This window comes from Novosphingobium sp. BL-S-33 (genome assembly GCF_056857025.1).
The window spans coordinates 2,751,678-2,772,778 of record NZ_CM166474.1; the positions used below are offsets into that span (position 1 = coordinate 2,751,678).

Below are 21,101 nucleotides of genomic sequence, written 5' to 3' on the forward strand. Positions count from 1 at the left end.
CTATCGGTACGGCGCGTCGGCTTCAAGGTTCGCGGCGATCGCACGCTCCCACTTGTCCCCGTTCGCCAGTAGCTTGGCCTTGTCATAGAGCAGTTCCTCGCGCGTTTCCGTCGCGTATTCGAAGTTCGGCCCCTCGACGATCGCATCCACCGGGCAGGCTTCCTGGCAGAAACCGCAGTAGATGCACTTCGTCATGTCGATGTCGTAGCGCGTGGTACGGCGCGAACCGTCGGCACGCGGCGCGGCTTCGATGGTGATCGCCTGCGCCGGGCAGATCGCTTCGCAGAGCTTGCAGGCGATGCAGCGTTCCTCGCCGTTGGGATAACGGCGCAGGGCGTGCTCACCACGGAAGCGCGGCGAAAGCGGGTTCTTCTCGAATGGGTAGTTGATCGTCGCCTTGGGCTTGAAGAAATACTTCAAGGTCAGCCAGTGCGCCTTCACGAACTCCCAGAGCGTGAAGCTCTTTATGAGTTGTCCGACGGTCATTGGAAGTGTCCGGTAGCCATGAGGTAGCCGCTGACGAGAACAACGAACAGCAGCGATACGGGCAGGAAGACCTTCCAGCCCAGGCGCATCAGCTGGTCATAGCGATAGCGCGGAACCGTCGCCTTCACCCAGCTGAACACGAAGAAGAAGAATGCGACCTTGAGCAGGAACCAGATGAAGCCCGGCACGAGGTAGAGAACGGGAATGTCGAGCGGCGGCAGCCATCCGCCCCAGAACAGCGTCGCGTTGAGCGCGCACATCAGGAGCACATTGGCATATTCACCCAGCCAGTAGGCAGCGAAGGCCATCGACGAATATTCGGTCTGGTAACCGGCAACGAGCTCGGATTCCGCTTCGGTAAGGTCGAAGGGAGCGCGCTGCGTTTCGGCCATGCCCGAAATCAGGAACATCACCCACATCGGGAAGAGCAGCGGGTTCGCGACGAAGCCGTTGATGATCCCGAAAACGTGGCCCTTCTGGGCCCAGACGATGCCGTTGAGGTTGAAAGTACCGGCCCAGAGAACGACGCAGATCAGGATGAAGCCGATCGAGACTTCATACGAGATCATCTGCGCCGAAGCGCGCATCGCCGAGAAGAACGGGTACTTGGAGTTCGATGCCCAACCCGCCATCACGGTGCCGTAGACACCGAGCGAGCTGATCGCGAGCACGTAAAGCAGGCCGACATTGATGTCCGCCAGAACCGCGCCCGAGTTGAACGGGATCACCGCCCAGGCCAGCAGCGCCACGGTGAACGTGACAACCGGCGCGATCAGGAACAAGCCCTTGTTCGACGCCGAAGGAATGATGGTTTCCTGAAGGAAAACCTTCAGACCGTCCGCGAAGGACTGAAGCAGGCCGAACGGGCCGACCACGTTGGGACCACGGCGCAGCGCCATGGCGGCCCAGATCTTGCGGTCGACATAGATGATCATGGCAACAGCCAGCATCAGCGGCAGCGCGATGAGCAGGATGCCGCAGACGGTGGACACGAACCATGCCCACTCGTGGCTCATCCCGAGAGTCTGGAAGAAAGCGGTCATTCCGCGGCCTCCGCCAGATCTTCACCGTGCAGGATTTCGGCCGAGCAGCGCTGCATGACGGCACTCGCACGGGCGATCGGGTTGGTCATGTAGAAGTCCTTGATCGGATAGGCGATCTGACCGGCAGCGGAACCGCCGCCATTGGGCAGAACGCTCCCGTAATCGGCAAGACCTTCGCTGCCAAGTGCAGGAACTTCCTTGATCATTGCATTTCGCAGCTGATCGAAGCTGTCGAAGCCGACCGACACGCCGAAGGCGTCCGCGAGCGCACGCAGGATCGTCCAGTCTTCACGCGCGTCGCCGGGTGCGAAGACGGCCTTGTCAGCCCACTGCACGCGGCCTTCGGTGTTGACGTACGTGCCCGCCTTTTCGGTGTAGGCCGAAGCCGGCAGGATCACGTCCGCAGCGTGGGCACCCTTGTCGCCGTGGTGACCGATGTAGACGATCATCGAATCGGCGAACTTGGTGAAGTCCACTTCGTCGGCGCCGAGCGCGAGCAGAACCTTGGGCTTGGCGGCGACGAGGTCGGCAATGCCGCCCTTCTGCGCGTAGCCGAGCATCAGGCCGCCCATGCGGGCCGCCGCCATGTGGAGGACATTGAAGCCGTTCCACTTGGTGCCATCTTCAAGATCGCGAACGAGGTTGAACTGGGCGGCGAGCGCGAGGCCCGCTTCCAGACCACCACGGCCGAGCGCCGCACCGCCGAGGATGACCGCCGGACGCTTCGCGTTCGACAGCGCATCGGCGACGTTCTGCGGAAGATTGCCAAGGACCGAGAGGTCTTCGCCAAGGAACTCGCCGCCGAAAGTGGTTTCCCACTCGGGACCGACGAGGAACACCTTGGCACCGCGCTTCACTGCCTTCCGGAGGCGAACGTTGAGCAGCGGGGCTTCCCAGCGCACGTTGCTGCCCGCGATCAGGATCGCGTCAGCCGTCTCGATACCCGAGAACGTGGTGTTGAAGTTGACGGCGGCGAGGTTGTCGGTCGCGTAGTCCATCCCGGTCTGGCGACCTTCGATAAGCTTCGAACCGAGTGCGCCGACCAGCTTCTTGGCCGCAAACATCGTTTCGCAATCGACCATGTCGCCAGCCATGGCGGCGATCGAATTGCCCGGGTTCAGCGTGGCGATGGCAGCGAATGCCTCGTTCCAGCTGACCGCGACGAGCTTGCCGTCACGGCGCAGGAACGGCTTGTCGAGGCGGCGCTTGGTAAGCCCGTCGACCATGTAGCGCGCCTTGTCGCTGATCCATTCCTCGTTCACGTCATCGTTGTTACGAGGAAGCACGCGCAGCACTTCACGGCCACGCGCATCGATGCGGATGTTGGCACCCGTGGCGTCCGACACGTCGATGCCCAGCGTCTTCTTGAGTTCCCAGGGACGGGCCTCGAAGGCGTAGGGACGCGAGGTGAGCGCGCCAACCGGGCACAGGTCAATCACGTTGGCCGACATCTCGTGCTTGGCAGCATGTTCGAGATAAGTCGTGATCTGCATGTTCTCGCCGCGATAAAGCGCGCCGATCTCGTCCACGCCGGCGATCTCTTCCGAGAAGCGCACGCAGCGGGTGCAGTGGATGCAGCGCGTCATCGTCGTCTTGATGAGCGGGCCCATGTACTTTTCAGTGACCGCGCGCTTGTTCTCGTCATAGCGCGAAGCGCCGCGACCGTAGGCAACGGACTGGTCCTGAAGGTCGCATTCGCCGCCCTGATCGCAGATCGGGCAGTCGAGCGGGTGGTTGATGAGGAGGAACTCCATCACCCCTTCCCGCGCCTTCTTGACCATTTCGGAATCCGTGCGGATTTCCTGGCCTTCGGCGGCAGGAAGCGCGCACGAAGCCTGGGGCTTCGGCGGTCCGGGCTTCACTTCGACCAGGCACATGCGGCAGTTACCGGCAATGCTCAGGCGTTCGTGGTAGCAGAAGCGCGGGATTTCCTTGCCGGCAAGCTCACAGGCCTGCAGCACGGTTGCGCCGGTGGGGACGTCGATCTCGACGCCGTCGACTTTGACCTTGGGCATTACTCGGCAGCCTCGCGGACGTTTTCGGCGATCCGGCGCTCAAGCTCCGGACGGAAATGACGGATCAGGCCCTGGATCGGCCACGCCGCAGCGTCGCCCAGAGCGCAGATGGTGTGGCCTTCGACCTGCTTGGTCACCTGCTGCAGCATGTCGATTTCCTCGACTTCCGCGTCGCCGGTGCGCAGGCGCTCCATCACGCGCCACATCCAGCCCGTGCCTTCGCGGCAGGGGGTGCACTGGCCACAGGACTCGTGCTTGTAGAAGTACGAGATGCGGCTGATGGCGCGAACGATGTCGGTGGACTTGTCCATGACGATGACGGCAGCGGTACCGAGGCCCGAGCCGACGGCCTTCAGGCCGTCGAAGTCCATCGGGGCATCCCAGATGTCGGCAGCCGGGACCAGCGGAACCGACGAACCGCCGGGGATCACCGCCAGCAGGTTGTCCTTGCCCCCGCGAATGCCGCCGCAGTGACGCTCGATCAACTCGCTGAACGGGATCGACATCTCTTCCTCGACCACGCAGGGACGGTTCACGTGCCCGCTGATCTGGAAGAGCTTGGTGCCCTTGTTGTTCTCACGGCCGAAGCTTGAGAACCACGCGGCACCGCGACGCAGGATCGTCGGCGCGACGGCGATCGATTCGACGTTGTTCACCGTGGTCGGGCAGCCGTAGAGGCCTGCACCGGCCGGGAACGGCGGCTTCAGGCGCGGCTGGCCCTTCTTGCCTTCGAGGCTTTCGATCATCGCGGTTTCTTCACCGCAGATGTAGGCGCCGGCGCCGCGGTGGACGAAGACGTCGAAATCGTAGCCCGAACCGCAGGCGTTCTTGCCCAGCAAGCCGGCTGCGTAAGCCTCTTCACGCGCCGCGAACAGCGTCTCCGCCTCGCGGATGTATTCACCGCGAATGTAGATGTAGGCCGCGCGCGCACCCATTGCGAAGCCCGCGACCAACGCGCCTTCGAACAGAAGGTGCGGATCGTGACGCATGATCTCGCGATCCTTGCACGAACCCGGCTCGGATTCGTCCGCGTTGATCACGAGGAAGCTCGGCTTGGGATTGCCGTTCTGGTCGAGCGGCGGCTGCTTGGGCATGAAGGACCACTTCATGCCGGTCGGGAAGCCCGCGCCGCCGCGACCACGCAGACCCGAAGCCTTCATCTCGTCGATGATAGCATCACGGCCGCGCTCGATCAGCGCCTTGGTGTTGTCCCAGGCACCGCGCGCCTGCGCTTCCTTCAGGTTCCACGGCTGATAGCCGTAGAGATTGGTGAAGATGCGGTCTTTATCGAGGAGAGCCATTACCACTCACTCCGATAGTCATGGTTTTCGGTGATCATGGCCGCCAGGTTGGTCGGCTCGCCCACCGGTTCGACGGTGTGACGGGCGGGATCCTGGGTACCGGCCTTGGGCGTTTCACCACGCGCCAGCGCGTCCAGCACCGCGTTCAGGCGGTCGGACGTGAGGTCTTCGTAGTTGTCGTCGTTGATCTGGACCATCGGGGCCGAGGCGCAGTTGCCCATGCACTCGACCTCGGTGAACGACCAGAGGCCGTCTTCCGAGATGTGGCCCTTCTTCATGCCGCGCGACTTGCAGGTCGCCAGCAGATCGTCCGATCCGCGCAGCATGCACGGCGTGGTGCCGCAGACCTGCACGTGGAAACGGCCGATCGGCGCGATGTTGTACATCGTATAGAAGGTCGCGACCTCAACCACGCGGATGATCGGCATGTCGAGATAGGCGGCGATGTATTCCATCACCGGGATCGGCAGCCAGCCCTGCGTGTTCAGCTCCGCGCCAACCTGACGCTGAGCGAGATCGAGCAGCGGCATCACGGCCGAGCGCTGGCGCCCTTCCGGATAACGCGCGACGACTTCCTTCGCCTTTTCGGCGTTTTCCGGAGTCCAGGCGAAATTGCCCCAACGCGCCCGCAGTTCGGGCGTATCGGGTTCGATATAGCGGTCAGCCATGCTTACCTCTGCGCTTCAGCCACTGGTCCTGGCCGAAAAGAAACAATTCGAAACCGCCGATCGCAGTCACCATCATCGGCAGCATGGCCGAAGGCTGGAATGCGAGGTAGACGGCGGCAAAATACCAGACCGCAAGCGCCACACCGGTGACAGCGGCCCAGATACGGGTCAGTTCGAGAGTGTTGAACTTCACCGGAAGACCTCCCTCACCGGATGAACTCGACGCGCGAGCACTTGTCGCCCTCGAAGCTGTAGACGGCCAGAACGTCGAACGGCTCGACGAGATCGGAACCGTCCGTCGCCGGGCCACGCGTGACATGCTCGCGGAAGACGACATAGTTGTCGGTCTCTTCGCGCGAGACGATCACGGCCTTGTTCTCGGGCCACTTGGCGAAAGCCGCCTTGAGGCCAGAGCGCGTGCCTTCCTTGCCCTCACGAACCACAGCCCCGCGATAGTTCGCTTCGCTGGCTTCGTCGGTCATGTAGGTCACGTAAAGATCGGCGTCCTGCGCGTTGTAGGCCGCGATCATGGCTTCGGCGATGGCGAGCTTGCTCAACGGTCGCACTCCCCGAACACCACGTCGATGGCGCCCAGAATGGCGGTCGCGTCGGGGAGCATGTGCCCCTTCGACATGAAATCCATCGCCTGGAGATGCGAGAAGGCAGTCGGGCGGATCTTGCAGCGGTACGGCTTGTTGGAGCCGTCCGACACCAGATAGACGCCAAATTCGCCCTTCGGACTTTCCGTGGCAACGTAGACTTCGCCGGCCGGCACGTGGAAGCCTTCGGTGTAGAGCTTGAAGTGATGGATCAGCGATTCCATCGACTGCTTCATCTCACCGCGCTTCGGCGGCACCACCTTGCGGTCGGAAGAAGCGATCGGGCCTTCGGGCATCTGCGCCAGGCACTGCTTCATGATCTTGGCCGACTGACCCACTTCCTCGACGCGGACCATGAAGCGGTCGTAGCAGTCAGAGTTGGTGCCGACGGGGATCTCGAAGTCCATGCGGTCATAGACGTCGTAAGGCTGCGACTTGCGGATATCCCAGGGGATGCCCGCGCCGCGGATCATCGGGCCGGAGAAGCCCCATGCCAGCGCGTCTTCCTTGCTCACCAGCGCGATATCAACATTGCGCTGCTTGAAGATGCGGTTGTCGACCACGAGGCTCATCGCGTCCTCGAACAGCTCCGGCAGGCGGGTGTCGAGCCAGTCGGCAATGTCGGTCAGCAGCTTGAGCGGCACGTCCTGGTGGACGCCGCCGGGGCGGAACCAGGCCGAGTGCATGCGTGCGCCCGATGCGCGTTCGAAGAAGTTGAGGCAGTCCTCGCGGATTTCGAACAGCCACAGGTTCGGGGTCATCGCGCCCACGTCCATGACGTGCGAACCGATGTTGAGCATGTGGTTGCAGATGCGGGTCAGCTCGGCGAACAGCACGCGCAGGTACTGCGCGCGGATCGGAACTTCGAGGTTGAGCAGCTTTTCGACCGCAAGGACGTAGGAATGCTCCATGCCCAGCGGCGAGCAGTAGTCCAGACGGTCGAAATACGGCAGCGCCTGAAGGTACGTCTTGTGTTCGATCAGCTTTTCGGTGCCGCGGTGCAGCAGGCCGACGTGCGGGTCGATGCGCTCGATGATCTCGCCATCGAGTTCCATGACCATGCGCAACACGCCGTGGGCCGCCGGGTGCTGTGGACCGAAGTTGATCGTGTAGTTGGTGATGACTTCATCGCCGGTGGTCGGCGACTGTTCGAGCTGGATGCTCACGCCTTGTCTCCTTCGGCTTTTTCATCGCCCGGAAGCACGTATTCGGCGCCTTCCCAAGGGCTCATGAAGTCGAACTGACGCAGGTCCTGCGCGAGCTTGACCGGCTCGTAGACCACGCGCTGGTCTTCTTCCGAATAACGCAACTCGACATGGCCGGTGAGCGGGAAGTCCTTGCGGAACGGGTGCCCTTCGAAGCCATAGTCGGTCAGAATGCGGCGCAGGTCCGGATTGCCGGCGAAGATCACGCCGTACATGTCGAACACTTCGCGCTCCAGCCAGCCCGCGTTGGGCCATAGCGTGGTCACGGTCGGCACCGGCGTGCTTTCGGCGGCGTTCACCTTCACCATGAGGCGATGGTTCTTCGTCACCGAGAGCAGCATGTAGACGACTTCGAAACGCTCAGGCCGCGACGGATAGTCGACGCCAGCCATTTCCATCAGCTGCTGGTATTCGTGATGGTCACGCAGCAGGCGAAGCGCGTTTTCGATCTGATTACGCGCAACGGTGAGCACGACTTCGCCGTGCTCTTCCTTGCTCGCCTCGACCATGGTGCCCAGCGCGGCCGAGAGCGTCTCGATCACACCTTCATTCGAAGCGAACTTCGGGGCGGAATGCAGAACGGTCATCGTCGTCCTTACCTATCGAGCGCGCCGACGCGGCGGATCTTGCGCTGCAACTGCATCACGCCATAGAGCAGCGCTTCGGCAGTCGGCGGGCAGCCAGGCACGTAGATGTCGACCGGAACGATCCGGTCGCAACCGCGCACGACGCTGTAGCTGTAGTGATAGTAGCCGCCGCCGTTGGCGCACGAGCCCATCGAGATGACGTACTTCGGGTCCGACATCTGGTCGTAGACCTTGCGGAGCGCCGGAGCCATCTTGTTGCAGAGCGTGCCGGCAACGATCATCACGTCCGACTGGCGCGGGGACGCGCGCGGCGCGGCACCGAAGCGTTCCATGTCGTAACGCGGCATGTTCACGTGGATCATCTCGACCGCGCAGCAGGCGAGGCCGAAGGTCATCCACCACAGCGAGCCGGTACGGGCCCACTGGAACAGTTCCTCGGTCGAGGTGACGAGGAAGCCCTTGTCGGACACTTCCTGGTTGAGGTCCTTGAAAAAGGACTGATCGGGCGGCGTAACAGCACCGCCCTGGCTTGCAGCCGGCGCCAGAGGCTGGCCGGCGGAGTTAACGAGCGTGCTCATTCCCAGTCCAGAGCTCCCTTCTTCCATGCATAGGCGAGGCCGATGGCCAGTTCACCGAGGAACACCATCATCGTCAGCCAGCCGGCCCAGCCGGTCAGCTTGAGCGAAACGGCCCAGGGGAACAGGAACGCAGCTTCAAGATCGAAGACGATGAACAGGATCGCCACGAGATAGAAGCGGACGTCGAACTGGCTGCGCGGGTCTTCGAACGCGGGGAAGCCGCATTCGTACTCGCTGTTCTTGTCAGCACTCGGGTTGTGGGTGCCGGTCAGGCGGGAGACGGCGATCGGCAGCAGCACAATCACCGAGGAGAGCGCGAGCGCGATCACCAGAAAGATGAGGATCGGCAGGTATTGTGACAGATCAGTCAATGGTTCTGGCCTCATACCGGTATTACGGCAGCCGGACTCATGCCAAAGACAATGTCCGGTCGTTGCGGGCGCTCTTAGGCCAGCCCTCCCCCCTCTGCAAGGTGTCCAAGCGGAATATTCGGCCCAAGTTCGTTGCATTGCAACACGTTCGCAATAAGCCGAGACGGGGACACCGATCGCGGGCATACGGCGGCGTAGCGCAACCCCGGCAAAGCCCGCGGCATTGCCCGAACGGGCATAAGAAACGCCGGGCTGCCCCACAGATGCAAGATTTCGCAGCCAGATTGCGAAAAATGACGCTCAACAGCAATAGGCCAACGCCATGGGGATGGAGCATGGTCGCATCCGTTATCGCCAGAGTCGCCAATTGCAATTGATGCAGCGCAACACTAGTTCACCTGCCAAGGATACCTGTTTTCCAGCGTGAAAGGCATAATAATGGCCCAGATCTCGGCTTCGGACCCTATCGTCATTCTTTCCTACGCCCGTACTCCGATGGGCGGTCTGCAAGGCTCGCTCGCCGAAGTGTCGGCAACCGACCTCGGCGCAACCGCGGTCAAGGCCGCCGTCGAGCGCGCCGGTGTCGCCGGTGACGACATTGAACGCATCTATATGGGCTGCGTGCTGCCCGCCGGCCTCGGCCAGGCCCCTGCCCGTCAGGCGGCGATCAAGGCCGGTCTTCCCAAGTCGGTGCAGGCGACCACTGTAAATAAAGTCTGCGGCTCGGGCATGCAGACGGTGATCATGGGCGCAGAGGCACTCGCTTCGGGCTCGCTCGACGTGATCATCGCGGGCGGCATGGAATCGATGACCAATGCGCCGTACCTGTCCAAGAAGCACCGTTCGGGCGCCCGCGCCGGCCACGACACGCTTTACGATCACATGTTCCTCGACGGTCTTGAAGACGCCTATGAAGGCGGCTCGATGGGCTCCTTCGCGCAGGTCACTGCCGACGAGTATCAGCTGACCCGCGAAAATCAGGACGATTACTCGATCGAGTCGCTCCGCCGCGCGCAGGAAGCGATCAGCAACGGCTCGTTCAAGGACGAAGTCGTTCCCGTCACCGTCAAGACCCGCAAGGGCGATCTGGTGATCGACACCGACGAGCAGCCGCCGAAGGGCAACCCGGACAAGATCCGCACGCTCAAGGCCGCTTTCGCCAAGGACGGCACGATCACTGCCGCCACCTCCAGCTCGATCTCGGACGGCGCTGCTGCCGTGGTGATGACCCGCAAGAGCGTGGCCGAAGCCAAGGGCCTCGCTCCGGTCGCCACCGTTGTCGGCGTTGCCGCCCATGCGCAGGAGCCCGCGAAGTTCACCACGGCTCCGGTCGGCGCCATCACCAAGCTGATGGACAAAGTGGGCTGGCAGCTTTCGGACGTCGACCTGTTCGAAGTGAACGAGGCTTTCGCCTGCGTCGCCATGTTCGCGATGCATGACCTTGGCATCCCGCATGACAAGGTGAACGTCCACGGCGGCGCCACTGCCCTTGGCCACCCGATCGGTGCTTCAGGCACCCGCATCATCGTCACCCTTATCAATGCCCTGAAGGAAAAGGGCCTGAAAAAGGGCGTTGCCTCGCTCTGCATCGGCGGCGGCGAAGCAACGGCCGTGGCGATCGAACTGGCCTGATCGCAATACAAGCTCTCAAGAAGAAACCCCCGCTGGAAACGGCGGGGGTTTTTCTTTGTCATCAGCAGGTTGGGGTATCCATCTCAGAGCGTGCCCGCGCCCCAGAGGTCCTCCTGTTCGACGAAACCCTTATGTCCGGCGATATCGAACGGACACCAGCCCTCCTTGCACTCGCCCAGCAGTCCGACGACGCCCGGCTCGACCCGCCAGAGCATCGGCGAGGAGCCGCGCGGTTCGGCATGCATCTCGATCACGCCCTTGGAGCGGACCATCGCCGAGCGCGTACGCGAAAGCAGCAGGTCGCGCATCCAGCCCTGCGTACCGTCGGGATCCTCAACCAGACGCCACGGCCCCTCACGGCGGATCACTTTCACCGGCAAGTGCTCGCGGCGATAGACCCAGTCGATCTTGTACGATTCCCCCGGCCCCACGCGCAAGTTCGCGAGGTCAGCATCGATTGACGCCCAATAGGGAACCTTGCCCTCATCAGCAGCCGAAGCCGGCACCGCGAGAAAGCCGGCGAATGCACCGACAATGACGGCGCAGGCAACCGCGCGCAGGCGGAACGATTTTCCTTGAGACATGCCCCATTCATACCTTGCCCCCGGGCACCGCTTCAAGGCTGCTTGACCCGCCGCCTGTGGACGGCCTAGCCCATTCCCGTGATGACTCTGGTTACCGAGACAGATCTGGCCCATCGCCCTGGTGGACGCCCCCGCGTTATCGTCACACGGCGCCTGTTGCCGGGGGTCGAAACGCGCATGGCCGAACTGTTCGACGTGGTTCTCAATGCCGACGACACACCGATGACGCGCGACGCGCTTGCCGCTGCGATGCGCGAATGCGACGTGCTCGTCCCCACGGTGACCGACCGCATCGACGCCGAACTGATCGCGCAGGCGGATCCGCGATTCGGCATGATCGCGAACTTCGGCGCCGGAACAGAACATATCGATGTCGATGCCGCACGAGCGCGGGGCATCGTCGTCACCAATACACCGGGTGTCTTCACCGACGACACTGCCGATCTCACGCTGGCGCTCATTCTCTTCACCATGCGGCGATTCGGCGCGAACCAGGCCATTCTGCGCGACGGCCAATGGAAAGGCTGGGCGCCGTCCACGATGCTTGGCAGCGCGCTCTCCGGCAAGCGACTCGGGATCGTCGGAATGGGACGCATCGGTCAGGCCGTTGCCCATCGCGCCCGCGCCTTTGGCCTTGAGGTGGTCTATCACAACCGCCGCCGTCTCCCGTCCGCTCTGGAGACCATGTTCGGCGCCCGGTTCGAAGCGGATCTGGAGCGCCTCATTGCCGAAAGTGACATTCTGACGCTCCATTGCCCCGCCCTGCCCGGCGGTGCGCCGCTTATTGATGCAGACAGGCTTGCCCTGATGAAGTCCGGCGCCTGCCTTATCAACACCGGGCGCGGGCAACTGGTGGACGAGGACGCCCTGATCGACGCGCTGACCCAAGGCCGGATCGCCGGCGCGGGGCTCGATGTCTTCGCGCGGGAGCCGAGCGTCGACCCGAGGCTGCTCGCGCTCCCCAATGTGGTTGCCCTTCCCCATCTCGGCAGCGCAACTTTCGAGGGCCGCGGCGAAGCGGGTGAGCGGATCATCGCCAATATCCGCTTCTGGGTCGACGGCCACCGCCCGCCCGATCAGGTCCTGCCCGACTTGCCCTAGGCGCGGTAACTTGTCTCGTAACCTTTTCCTGCTCTAAGTCCTCCCCGGGGCCCGGCTTTCTGGCCGGTCCATTTCGGGGGGAATGGTTCGATGAACACGCGCGGCACGGTTACCGTGGCGACTTTGCTTGCGGCACTGCCGCGCCCTGCCTTGGCGCAATCGCTGCATGATGCGGTGAACAGCGGCGATACCGCATGGCTGCTTGCCGCCGCCGCGCTTGTACTACTGGCCGCGCTTCCCGGCATAGCCCTGCTCCATTCCGGGCGGGTGCGCGCGGGAAACGGCATGTCCGTGCTGTTTCAAACCCTCGCCATCGTTGCCGTCGTCAGCCTGATCTGGACGGTGGTTGGCTACACGCTGGCCTTCGGTGACGTATCGGGCGGCTGGATCGGCGCCGGCAATGCCTGGATGCTGATCCGGCTGAGCGCCGTGCGCGCAGGCACCGCCATTCCCGAAAGCGCCTTCGTTCTCTTCCAGCTTGTCGCGGCAACGCTGGCTCCCGTGCTGATGACGGGCGCCTGGGCCGAGCGCGCGCGGTTCGGATGGGTCGTGCTGTTCTGCGCGCTGTGGTCGCTTATGGCCGCAGCGCCGATCTCGCACTGGGTCATGGGCGGAGGCTGGCTGGCGAGTTCAGTCGGCACGTTCGACTGGAGCGGCGGTCTGCCCATCTTCGTCGCGACGGGTGCGTCCTCGCTCGTCGTCGCGGTGATGATGGGTCGCCGTCTCGATTATTCCGGTGAACGTGACGGCAACGGCGGCATCCCGCTGCGACTGGTCGGCAGCGCGCTGGTCTGGATCGGCGGCCTTGGCCTCTGCGGAGGTTGGGCCCTTGGCGCTTCCGATGGCGCAGCCGCCGCCGCGATCAATGCGCATGTCGCCATGGCCGCGAGCGTATTCACCTGGCTTGCCGCCGACCGCCTGAGCCACGGCCGTATCGGATCGTCGGGCCTCGGTTCAAGCGTGATCGCCGGCCTTGCCGCCGTCGCTCCCGCCGCCGGATACATATCGCCCGGTGCCGCGCTGCTGCTGGGCATTCTCGGAGCCCTGGCGGCACGGCAGGGACTGCGATTACTCGCCCGCGCACGGATCGATGACACTCTTGGCATCTTTGCGATAGCCGGGCTTCCCGCCATGATTGGAACCCTCCTTCTCGGCCTGTTCCTGAGCCCATCCTTCGGCGGGACCGGGTATGCCCGCGGTCATACGATGATCTCGCAGATCTTCGCGCAGGCCTTGGGCCTTGGCGCCGTGGTCCTCTGGGCGACCGTCGCGAGCACCATCGCCGCACTCATGGCCTCGGTCCTCTTCCCGATGCGCATGTCGGAACATGCCGAACGCAACGGGCTCGACTTCAGCAGCCACGGGATCGGCCCCGCCACATGAACGATACGATGAAGACTTGGCTTCGATACGGCACCCGGGCGCTGCGCCTGACTTTCAGTGCCGCCGGTCGCGCAAGTCGCGCCGAAGTGCTGGCATGTGGGGTGAGCCTGATCCTGCTCAATCTGCTACTGTCGGGAACGGCATCACTGTTTCTGTCAGGCGATGCCTTGAAATGGGCCCGGCTGGGTATTCCCGCCCTGATCGTACTGCCCTGCTTCGCGCTGTTCGTCCGGCGCGCGCACGACCTGAATTTCAGCGGCTTGTGGACCCTGCCAGTCCCGATCCTTGCGCTGCAAAACCTGTCTCTGGACCTCGTGACCCTGACGGCAGGCTGGGATGCGCGCGGCAGTGTCGAAGCGGTTACGCGCTATCTCGACTGGCTGCTGTTTCCTGCATTCGCGCTTGTCTGCCTTGCGCTGGTCTGCATCCCCGGAACGCGCGGTACGAACCGTTTCGGTCCGGATCCGAGGGCGATAACGCCTCCCGCATCCGGACCGGAAACAGCCTGAAGGGTCGTCAGCCGGGCTTCTTCGGCAGGGCGATCTCGGCCACGCCGGCGCACATGAGCGTGCCCTTCTGGTTCATCATCTTGTGCTTGACCTGCACGAGGTAACGCCCCTCTTCGTCCACCATCTTGTCGACCACTTCGGCAGTCTGGATGGTGATGTCGCCCGAAAGCGCAGGACCGCGATAGTTGGCGGTAGAATGGACCACCATGCCCCATTCGCCGGCCCAACCCGCCAGATAATCGGTCACCCAGGCACCCATCGAAGCGCCATAGCCGTAAGCGCGGGGCATGCCGATCTTGCGCGCATACTTCGGGAAGAGGTGCCCGCGCGACGGGCCGATATAGGCGCCGTCGGTCAGTTCGGGATTGATCCGCTCCATATGCGGGTCGTTCTCGTGCCCTGCCATCTCTGCCGTGAAGCCCAGCGCGGCAAGATCGAGTTCACGGCGGTCGAGCGTGCCCCAGGTGGTGAAGAGATAGGAACGCCACTCGGTGGTGAAGCTGGCGACGGTGTGGAGACCGATAACACGCTCGGGAAGATGGTCGCCGACTTGCACGTCATCCCACCAGCGCTCGCCATGGCCGAGATCGTGAAGCATCTGGATCCACGCGAACTTGCGCTCTTCCAGCTTCTCCAGTTCCTCGTCGGTCCACTCCGGTTCATCGAACTCTGCCGTGTTGACAGTGTCACCGCCGGCGGACGCGAGGTAGCGGATCGCGGTCGAACGCTGCTTCGCGATCAGTTCCCCGTTCTGATTGCGGTAGAAATTGTCCCCGCGCTGGAAGCAGGTCGGGCCAAAGCCGGTGTTCTTGACCACGTAATCGAACGGAATGCGCTCGTTCGAAACGACATCGCCGCCGAAAATGCGCGGCCCGTAGTGCCAGAACTCATCGCCACCGAAGAGCAGATGCGAGTTGGGAATGCAGCCCATGCACGAAGGCGCGGTGCCATGGCCGTCGTCCATGACGATCGGGAAGCTCTGCGGCGCGACGAGACGGCCGAAGCGGCTCGCGGCAGCATAAGCTGGGTCGAAATGGAGCAGGTTGGGATAGTGCATCCCCTGCACCCAGCGGCGAATGTCGTTGTTACCGAGCGGCTCGCGGATCGGCGAGGAATCGATGACCTTGCCGAGATACTGATCGATGTCCGAGCAATCGAGCGTGGCGCCCGTTGTCGATGTGGCATCAGCCATGACGAAATTCCTCTCCTTTGCGGGCCATTCGCAATGGCCTTGTTACTAGGCGACAGTGCTGTCTATTACATCGTGAGGCATCGAGGTCACGCACCAAGGCCCTTGCCCACTTGCAGTAACGCCGTGGCGCTACCACGCCCTCGACACGGCGCGGGCGTCCGATTATGCCACGATTTAATCGATCACTTAAACGGACGAGACATGACCCTGCCTGCGCTTTTCGCGAACCTGCGCCTTCCCGTGATTGCCGCCCCGATGTTCATCGTCTCCAACCCCGAACTGGTGATCGCCCAGGTCCGTTCGGGAATCGTCGGGAGCTTTCCCGCGCTCAATGCCCGCCCCGCCAGTCAGCTCGATGACTGGCTGCACCAAATTTCCGAAGAAACAGAGGGTTGCACGGCGCCTTTCGCAGTCAACCTGATCGTCCACAAGAGCAACAACCGACTTGAGGAAGACCTCAAGATGCTCGAAAAACACAAGGTTCCACTGGTCATCACCTCGCTGGGCGCGATCCCGGAAGTCAACGCGGCCGTTCACAGTTGGGGCGGACTGGTCATGCACGATGTGATCGACGACCGGTTTGCGAAGAAGGCCGTCGAAAAGGGCGCCGATGGGCTGATCGCGGTTGCAGCGGGCGCGGGCGGACACGCCGGAACCCAGTCTCCCTTCGCCCTGATGCAGGAAATCCGCGCGTGGTTCGACGGGCCTCTAGCGCTGTCGGGCGCGATCGCCTGCGGGCGCTCGATCCTCTCGGCACAAGCCATGGGCGCGGACTTCGCCTATGTCGGCAGCCCGTGGATCGCCACGACCGAAGCCAACGCGACCGACGCCTACAAGCAAGGCATCGTCGACAGTCACGCCACCGATATCGTCTATTCCAGCCTGTTCACGGGCGTTCGCGGCAACTACCTGCGCGCCTCGATCGTTGCCGCCGGCCTCGATCCCGACAATCTGCCCGAAGGCGACAAGGGGCAGATGGACTTCGGTTCGGGCGGCAATACCGCAGCCAAGGCTTGGAAGGACATCTGGGGCGCCGGTCAGGGCGTGGGCGCCATCGAACGGATCGAGCCGGTGGCCGATCTCGTCGCTGCACTGGACGCGCAGTATCAGTCGGCCAAAACGGAGCTGCGCGCCCGCACCGGCATCGCCTGAGGCAATACGGACGGGACAGGCAGCCGAGCCGGCAAGGCCGTCCCGTCCCAAAGCAGATCCGCCAGAGCGTCAAGGTCCGAGAAATCGAGACCATGGCCAAGCGGATCGTGACGGTTCAGCAAAGGGCGTGTGGCCCGCCGCGCCAGCAACAGCCGCCGCAACGCGCGGCGCAAAAGATCGAGCCGCATCTGCGCCTCGATCTGCGCCACGCGCTCAACGACAAGCTCGGTGTAACGGTGATGCGGCCCGCGATGGAGCGGCAGCCCCATGCGCAGGGCCGCCCGCTCATCGCAGGGCAGCAGCAATCCGTTATCGCGAAAATCCTCGAAGCGCAGGCTTTCCCGGCCGAGAGTCGTGAACATGCGCGCGAACGGCCTGCGCCCGAGCAGTTCGCGCGGCAGCAGATGATGTCGCTGCAAACCGGGATCGTAGTCTGGCTGATGCCTGCGGTTGACCGCTCGGAAAGACAGGAATTCTCGCAGTGCCCGGCCGATCCCGTCAATGATCCTGTCAATTCTGGCGCCAGATCCACACCACCTTGCCGACCTGCGACGGCTCCGCGAAAAGGCCGGGCGCGCCGTCGATAGGGCCGGGCGTCGTCAGCGGGCCATGGCGTACGATATGGTCCACCACCCGGATCGCGAGCTTGACGGTGTCGGCCCCCCGCTCCCCCTCGGCCGCTTCGAGCTGGAATTCCTGTCCGGAAAACGCAGCGAGCCCCTGACTGGCGATGCTGCCGTCCTCTGCCGGTACCAATGCGGTCAAGCCCAGCACAGGAAAAGCGCCGCCGCCAAGCCAGTTCATCACCATGCGCGCGAAATAGCCTGGCGCCATGACCGTACCCGCGGAATGCCACGCCACCGCGCTTACCGGTAGCTGCAGGGCAAGATCGGCCGCCAGACCGGCCAAGGTACGCACGACCGGCAGCATCGTGCTGCCCCCTGCGATGTGGCCGCCCGGTACAATCTCGACCGCTTCCAAAGCGCCCATTTCAGGCACCGCATCGAAACCGTAGGCGTGGCGAATTTCCGCACCGGATGCCGGATTAGCGGGCGCAAGGCCCGACAGGTCAAATGTCAGCCCGCTCGACAGCAGTTCGAGCCATCCCTGCTCGCGCGGCGGCTTGTGGGTAATCCGGGCCGCCGGAGCACTGCCCTCGCCCCCGCCAAGCAGCCTTTCGATGTCTTCCGCCGAGGGGCGTTTCCCCGCCGAAAACAGCAGCGAGACGCCCGTGACCGAAGAGCCTGGCCGTCGTTCCGCACCACGAAAGTCGAAGCTCACCGGATCATCTGTTTCCACCCCAGCACCTGACATCAATTTGCCCCCCGTCGAATCCGTTCAATCGTCGCCCCGCGACCGGACATTAACCATACCCTGGAAGCACATGAAGGCCTCAGTAAATGCCGAGTGCAAGCCCTTCCGCGAAAGCCATGCCCAATTCGCAGCAAGAATCGAGATCGACCGGCGAAACTGTCTTCTCCGCAAGAATTTCCTGCGGCGTCTGCGCGCCGAGCCGAACCACCAGCGGCGGCGCCACACGCTTGAGCCGCCATCCGGTAACGATCCGCTCGATCTGCGCCTGCGCCCCGGCACCGTCGGAACCGGCAGCGATCGCGGTGGCATAGGGCCGCCCCTCCACCCGGCCGAGCATCGGATAGTAGCAGCGGTCGAACATTTCCTTCATTTGTCCGGACATCGAACCAAGGTTCTCCGGACAAACGAAAACGTAGCCGGTCGCGCCTATCAGGATGGCCGGCATCGCCTCGACTGCAGGAAGCAGAAAGGACGCCCTGCCCGCGCCTTCGGCAATGGCGAGCGCCATCGCCCGTGCCGCGCCGGTGCGGCTGTGCCAGATGATCGCCAGCATCGCTCAGCCTCCCTCCGTGACCGCGAGCAGGGGCACCGGACGCTCCGTGGATCTGGTCATGGCCGCTTCCTCTCCGTTATCCGTGGAACTATACCGCGCATCGCCGCCGCTCCCTAGTGCCCAATGCAGGCAATCCCGCCTGAATGAGTGCGCGGGCTTCCCGCCGGGCACTGGCTGGTATAACCGCCCTGCATGGCATCCAGACCCGCATCCGTCTTCGGCATAGACCGTTCGCTCTCCGGCAAGTCCTGGCGCTGGCGCGGCGGCAATATGGACCTTTCGGAGCCCGGCTCCGGCTTCGGAGGCGGTCTTGGCGACGATATCGTCACCCAATTGCTGCTTTCGCGCGGCGTCCCGCGTGAGGATCTGGAGCGGCACCGCAGTCCTTCGCTGCGCTCGTTCCTGCCCGATCCCTCGGAATTCCGCGACATGGACACCGCCGCGGAGCGCCTTGCCCAAGCGGTGCTGACGAACGAGACCGTGACCGTCTACGGCGATTACGACGTCGATGGCGCCACCAGCGCCGCGCTGCTGATCCTGCTGCTGCGCGGGCTCGGCCATGACGGGCGCTATTACATTCCCGACCGTCTGCTCGAAGGCTACGGCCCCAGCGGTGAGGCGCTCGTGCGAATCGCCGGCGAGGGATCGAGCCTGATCGTCACGGTCGACTGCGGCGCCATGGCGTACGAGGCGCTGGACATGGCGAATGACGCCGGTGTCGATGTGATCGTGGTCGACCACCACAAGTGCTCCGCCGTGCTTCCGCGCGCCATGGCGCTGGTCAATCCGAACCGTCTGGACGAGAGCGAACTCGCCGCCGGGCACGGACATCTCGCAGCCGTGGGGGTCGCCTTCCTGCTGGCCGTGGCGACAGTGCGCGCCCTGCGCCGCAAGGGCTTCTTCGAAACGCGCCGCGAACCCGATCTCTTCGCCCTGCTCGACCTTGTCGCACTTGGCACCGTGGCCGACGTTGCCGCGCTCCACGGCCTCAACCGCGCACTGGTGGCGCAAGGCCTCAAGATCATGGCCAAGCGCGAGAATATCGGCATGTCGGCGCTGATCGACGCAAGCCGCCTCAATCGCGCGCCCACCTGCTCCGACCTCGGCTTCGCGCTGGGTCCGCGCATCAATGCAGGCGGTCGCGTCGGCGAATCGACGCTGGGCGTGCGGCTGCTCACCACCACGGACACGGAAGAAGCGGGCACGATCGCCGCCCAGCTATCCCGCCTCAACGACGAGCGCCGCGCCATCGAGCAGGCAGTTCAAGAAGCCGCCGAAGCGCAGCTTGCGGCCCAGCACAACCGCGCCGTGATCGTTGTCGCGGGTGCCGGCTGGCACCCCGGGGTGATCGGCATCGTCGCCGGACGGATCAAGGAAAAGACCGGAAAGCCGACGCTGGTCATCGCCCTTGACGCCGACGAGGCAGGCAACGGCAAAGGCTCGGGCCGTTCGATCTCGGGCGTGGACCTTGGCGCCGCGATCATCGCCGCGCGCGAGACGGGCCTGCTGGTGGCGGGCGGCGGCCATGCCATGGCGGCCGGCCTCACGATCGCGGCCGACAAGCTGGACGCACTGGCCGAATGGCTCGATTCGCGCCTTGGCGCCGACGTTGCGGCGGCCAGCGCCCACCAGTCGATGCTGCTGGATCTGGCGCTCGCACCTGGCGGCCTCACCCCCGATCTGGTCGAGACGCTCGAAAGCGCGGGGCCTTACGGCATGGGCTGGCCGGGCCCGCGCGTGGCAGTCGGGCCGGTACGTGTCATCAAGGCCGATACGGTGGGCGCCGATCACGTCCGCCTGATCGTTGGCGGCAACGACGGCGGCCGCTTCAAGGCCATGGCCTTCCGTGCGGCCGAAACCGACCTTGGGCAGGCCCTGCTCCACGCCTCGCAAGGACGCCGCCTGTGGCTGGCCGGACGGGCCAAGATCGACGACTGGGGCAGCCGCCCGCAAGCCGAACTCCATGTCGACGATGCCGCATTTCTCGACTGATTTCGGGAACTGACACGAAGAGTTCATTTTATTCGCCAAGAGGGGGTTGACCCCCCGGGGGACCGCCGCTAGAGGGCCGGTCCTGCCTCCGGCACAGATCGGAATGGCCCCTTCGTCTAGCGGTTAGGACGCGGCCCTTTCACGGCTGAAACACGGGTTCGATTCCCGTAGGGGTCACCATCTTGGTGCGTAAATGGAATGGCAAGCGACCACTTGTTTCAGTGGCCGGGACGCGACATTCTCGCGAGAGCAAGAACCCACCCTCCCCGAAAATAATGCGGTGCCGCGTTTGGTCCGTAAGGTCCAATATCCGCTTGGCGGGCAACCACGGCGTTCGAATTCGATCAGATGAGACTTCGGCTTACGGTGAAAGTGATTTGCTTGCCGCAGCCGGATGATGCTTGGCGCGACATCGCTCCGGCCAGCGTATCTGGATTTCAAACGACTTCCAGAACTGACTGGCAGTGCGATCTTCAGGCCCGCCTGCAAACTGAATCTCCGCATGCCACCTGGCAGACCCGGACCTACCCTAGCCATCAGGCGAACGTCGCGACGAAGGCGGCTGGTTGCTTGCGGCACTGACGAAGCGCTTGGCCGCTGCCCGTGATGGGCAGAGATGCAGACGGGGGTGAATTCGATCGGAAAGACGCCCTCAGCCCCGACAGGCACGTACGTTGCCGTGGTCATGCAACCGTTCGGCGGCAGGCGTGGGTTGGCGCGAAAGCGGAGCGAAAGCGGAGCGTCTGAAGTGCTGCGGATTACGCCGGTGCGCCTTCAGGCAAGCCGGTCGGTCTTTACATGAGCCGGATTGCATCCCACCGGAGTGCGACAATTCG

At 63.8% G+C, this 21,101-nt stretch carries 21 protein-coding genes, 1 tRNA gene and 1 pseudogene; 7 read left to right on the forward strand and 16 right to left on the reverse strand.

Going from position 1 to position 21,101, the window contains the following annotated elements; all coding sequences use genetic code 11:
• From nuoI to AC1VVM_RS12890, 11 genes and pseudogenes are all read right to left on the reverse strand, one after another.
• Complete coding sequence (gene nuoI / locus AC1VVM_RS12840; RefSeq protein WP_132385486.1) at positions 1-486, reverse strand: NADH-quinone oxidoreductase subunit NuoI; 486 nt, start codon at positions 484-486, stop codon at positions 1-3.
• The gene (gene nuoH / locus AC1VVM_RS12845; RefSeq protein WP_132385487.1) at positions 483-1,529 is read right to left on the reverse strand and encodes an NADH-quinone oxidoreductase subunit NuoH; all 1,047 of its coding nucleotides are present in this window, start codon (positions 1,527-1,529) and stop codon (positions 483-485) included. The genes nuoI and nuoH overlap by 4 nt, the downstream gene beginning before the upstream one ends.
• Entirely contained in the window at positions 1,526-3,544 is a 2,019-nt protein-coding gene (gene nuoG / locus AC1VVM_RS12850) for an NADH-quinone oxidoreductase subunit NuoG (RefSeq protein WP_482904234.1), read from the reverse strand. The genes nuoH and nuoG overlap by 4 nt, the downstream gene beginning before the upstream one ends.
• Entirely contained in the window at positions 3,544-4,845 is a 1,302-nt protein-coding gene (gene nuoF / locus AC1VVM_RS12855) for an NADH-quinone oxidoreductase subunit NuoF (protein WP_132385489.1), read from the reverse strand. The genes nuoG and nuoF overlap by 1 nt, the downstream gene beginning before the upstream one ends.
• Positions 4,845-5,513 (reverse strand): complex I 24 kDa subunit family protein, encoded by a 669-nt coding sequence (locus AC1VVM_RS12860; protein ID WP_132385490.1) that lies wholly within the window; start codon positions 5,511-5,513, stop codon positions 4,845-4,847. Before AC1VVM_RS12860 ends, nuoF begins: the two co-directional genes overlap by 1 nt.
• Positions 5,506-5,706: a hypothetical protein gene (locus AC1VVM_RS12865; protein WP_132385491.1), complete on the reverse strand. Its 201-nt coding sequence runs from the start codon at positions 5,704-5,706 to the stop codon at positions 5,506-5,508. Before AC1VVM_RS12865 ends, AC1VVM_RS12860 begins: the two co-directional genes overlap by 8 nt.
• A 13-nt stretch (positions 5,707-5,719) precedes the next feature.
• On the reverse strand, positions 5,720-6,070 hold the full coding sequence (locus AC1VVM_RS12870; protein ID WP_132385492.1) for a nuclear transport factor 2 family protein: 351 nt from the start codon (positions 6,068-6,070) through the stop codon (positions 5,720-5,722).
• Positions 6,067-7,278 (reverse strand): NADH-quinone oxidoreductase subunit D, encoded by a 1,212-nt coding sequence (locus AC1VVM_RS12875; protein ID WP_482955129.1) that lies wholly within the window; start codon positions 7,276-7,278, stop codon positions 6,067-6,069. Before AC1VVM_RS12875 ends, AC1VVM_RS12870 begins: the two co-directional genes overlap by 4 nt.
• Before the next feature lie 14 nt (positions 7,279-7,292).
• Positions 7,293-7,904, reverse strand: a pseudogene (locus tag AC1VVM_RS12880) (NADH-quinone oxidoreductase subunit C); the annotation flags it as partial.
• A gap of 8 nt (positions 7,905-7,912) precedes the next feature.
• Positions 7,913-8,482 (reverse strand): NuoB/complex I 20 kDa subunit family protein, encoded by a 570-nt coding sequence (locus AC1VVM_RS12885; RefSeq protein WP_132385495.1) that lies wholly within the window; start codon positions 8,480-8,482, stop codon positions 7,913-7,915.
• A complete protein-coding gene (locus AC1VVM_RS12890; protein ID WP_132385496.1) occupies positions 8,479-8,853 on the reverse strand; it encodes an NADH-quinone oxidoreductase subunit A in 375 nt (124 codons plus the stop codon). Before AC1VVM_RS12890 ends, AC1VVM_RS12885 begins: the two co-directional genes overlap by 4 nt.
• 438 nt (positions 8,854-9,291) lie before the next feature.
• Between AC1VVM_RS12890 and AC1VVM_RS12895 the strand changes: the two genes are divergently transcribed.
• Complete coding sequence (locus AC1VVM_RS12895; RefSeq protein ID WP_132385497.1) at positions 9,292-10,485, forward strand: acetyl-CoA C-acyltransferase; 1,194 nt, start codon at positions 9,292-9,294, stop codon at positions 10,483-10,485.
• 83 nt (positions 10,486-10,568) lie between these two features.
• On the opposite strand, the gene AC1VVM_RS12900 is transcribed toward AC1VVM_RS12895, so the two are convergent.
• Positions 10,569-11,069 (reverse strand): SH3 domain-containing protein, encoded by a 501-nt coding sequence (locus AC1VVM_RS12900; RefSeq protein WP_482904235.1) that lies wholly within the window; start codon positions 11,067-11,069, stop codon positions 10,569-10,571.
• A gap of 81 nt (positions 11,070-11,150) precedes the next feature.
• Between AC1VVM_RS12900 and AC1VVM_RS12905 the strand changes: the two genes are divergently transcribed.
• The 3 genes from AC1VVM_RS12905 (at position 11,151) to AC1VVM_RS12915 (ending at position 14,062) form a co-directional block, all read left to right on the forward strand.
• Entirely contained in the window at positions 11,151-12,170 is a 1,020-nt protein-coding gene (locus tag AC1VVM_RS12905) for a 2-hydroxyacid dehydrogenase (protein ID WP_482904236.1), read from the forward strand.
• Between the two features lie 90 nt (positions 12,171-12,260).
• The gene (locus AC1VVM_RS12910; RefSeq protein WP_482955130.1) at positions 12,261-13,553 is read left to right on the forward strand and encodes an ammonium transporter; all 1,293 of its coding nucleotides are present in this window, start codon (positions 12,261-12,263) and stop codon (positions 13,551-13,553) included.
• Between the two features lie 8 nt (positions 13,554-13,561).
• Positions 13,562-14,062, forward strand: a complete 501-nt coding sequence (locus tag AC1VVM_RS12915) for a DUF805 domain-containing protein (RefSeq protein ID WP_482904238.1) — start codon at positions 13,562-13,564, stop codon at positions 14,060-14,062.
• A 7-nt stretch (positions 14,063-14,069) separates the two neighbouring features.
• Here the strand turns inward: AC1VVM_RS12915 and AC1VVM_RS12920 are convergent, their stop codons facing one another.
• Positions 14,070-15,254 carry an FAS1-like dehydratase domain-containing protein gene (locus AC1VVM_RS12920; protein ID WP_482904239.1) on the reverse strand — a complete coding sequence of 395 codons (1,185 nt, stop codon included), beginning with the start codon at positions 15,252-15,254 and terminating at the stop codon, positions 14,070-14,072.
• Positions 15,255-15,455: 201 nt separating this feature from the next.
• Here AC1VVM_RS12920 and AC1VVM_RS12925 point away from each other — a divergent pair, with 201 nt between their 5' ends.
• A complete protein-coding gene (locus AC1VVM_RS12925) occupies positions 15,456-16,406 on the forward strand; it encodes an NAD(P)H-dependent flavin oxidoreductase (protein WP_482904240.1) in 951 nt (316 codons plus the stop codon).
• On the opposite strand, the gene AC1VVM_RS12930 is transcribed toward AC1VVM_RS12925, so the two are convergent.
• The 3 genes from AC1VVM_RS12930 to AC1VVM_RS12940 all read right to left on the reverse strand — a co-directional run bounded on the left by AC1VVM_RS12930 (position 16,361) and on the right by AC1VVM_RS12940 (position 18,273).
• Positions 16,361-16,825 carry an AHH domain-containing protein gene (locus AC1VVM_RS12930; RefSeq protein ID WP_482904241.1) on the reverse strand — a complete coding sequence of 155 codons (465 nt, stop codon included), beginning with the start codon at positions 16,823-16,825 and terminating at the stop codon, positions 16,361-16,363. The genes AC1VVM_RS12925 and AC1VVM_RS12930 overlap by 46 nt on opposite strands.
• Positions 16,826-16,916: 91 nt before the next feature.
• Positions 16,917-17,687 carry a hypothetical protein gene (locus AC1VVM_RS12935; RefSeq protein WP_482955131.1) on the reverse strand — a complete coding sequence of 257 codons (771 nt, stop codon included), beginning with the start codon at positions 17,685-17,687 and terminating at the stop codon, positions 16,917-16,919.
• A 112-nt stretch (positions 17,688-17,799) separates the two neighbouring features.
• Positions 17,800-18,273: an NAD(P)H-dependent oxidoreductase gene (locus tag AC1VVM_RS12940; protein WP_482904243.1), complete on the reverse strand. Its 474-nt coding sequence runs from the start codon at positions 18,271-18,273 to the stop codon at positions 17,800-17,802.
• Positions 18,274-18,465: 192 nt separating this feature from the next.
• Between AC1VVM_RS12940 and recJ the strand changes: the two genes are divergently transcribed.
• Entirely contained in the window at positions 18,466-20,265 is a 1,800-nt protein-coding gene (recJ, locus tag AC1VVM_RS12945) for a single-stranded-DNA-specific exonuclease RecJ (RefSeq protein ID WP_482955132.1), read from the forward strand.
• A gap of 105 nt (positions 20,266-20,370) precedes the next feature.
• Positions 20,371-20,445 (forward strand) — tRNA-Glu (locus AC1VVM_RS12950).
• The last annotated feature ends 656 nt before the right edge of the window (positions 20,446-21,101 follow it).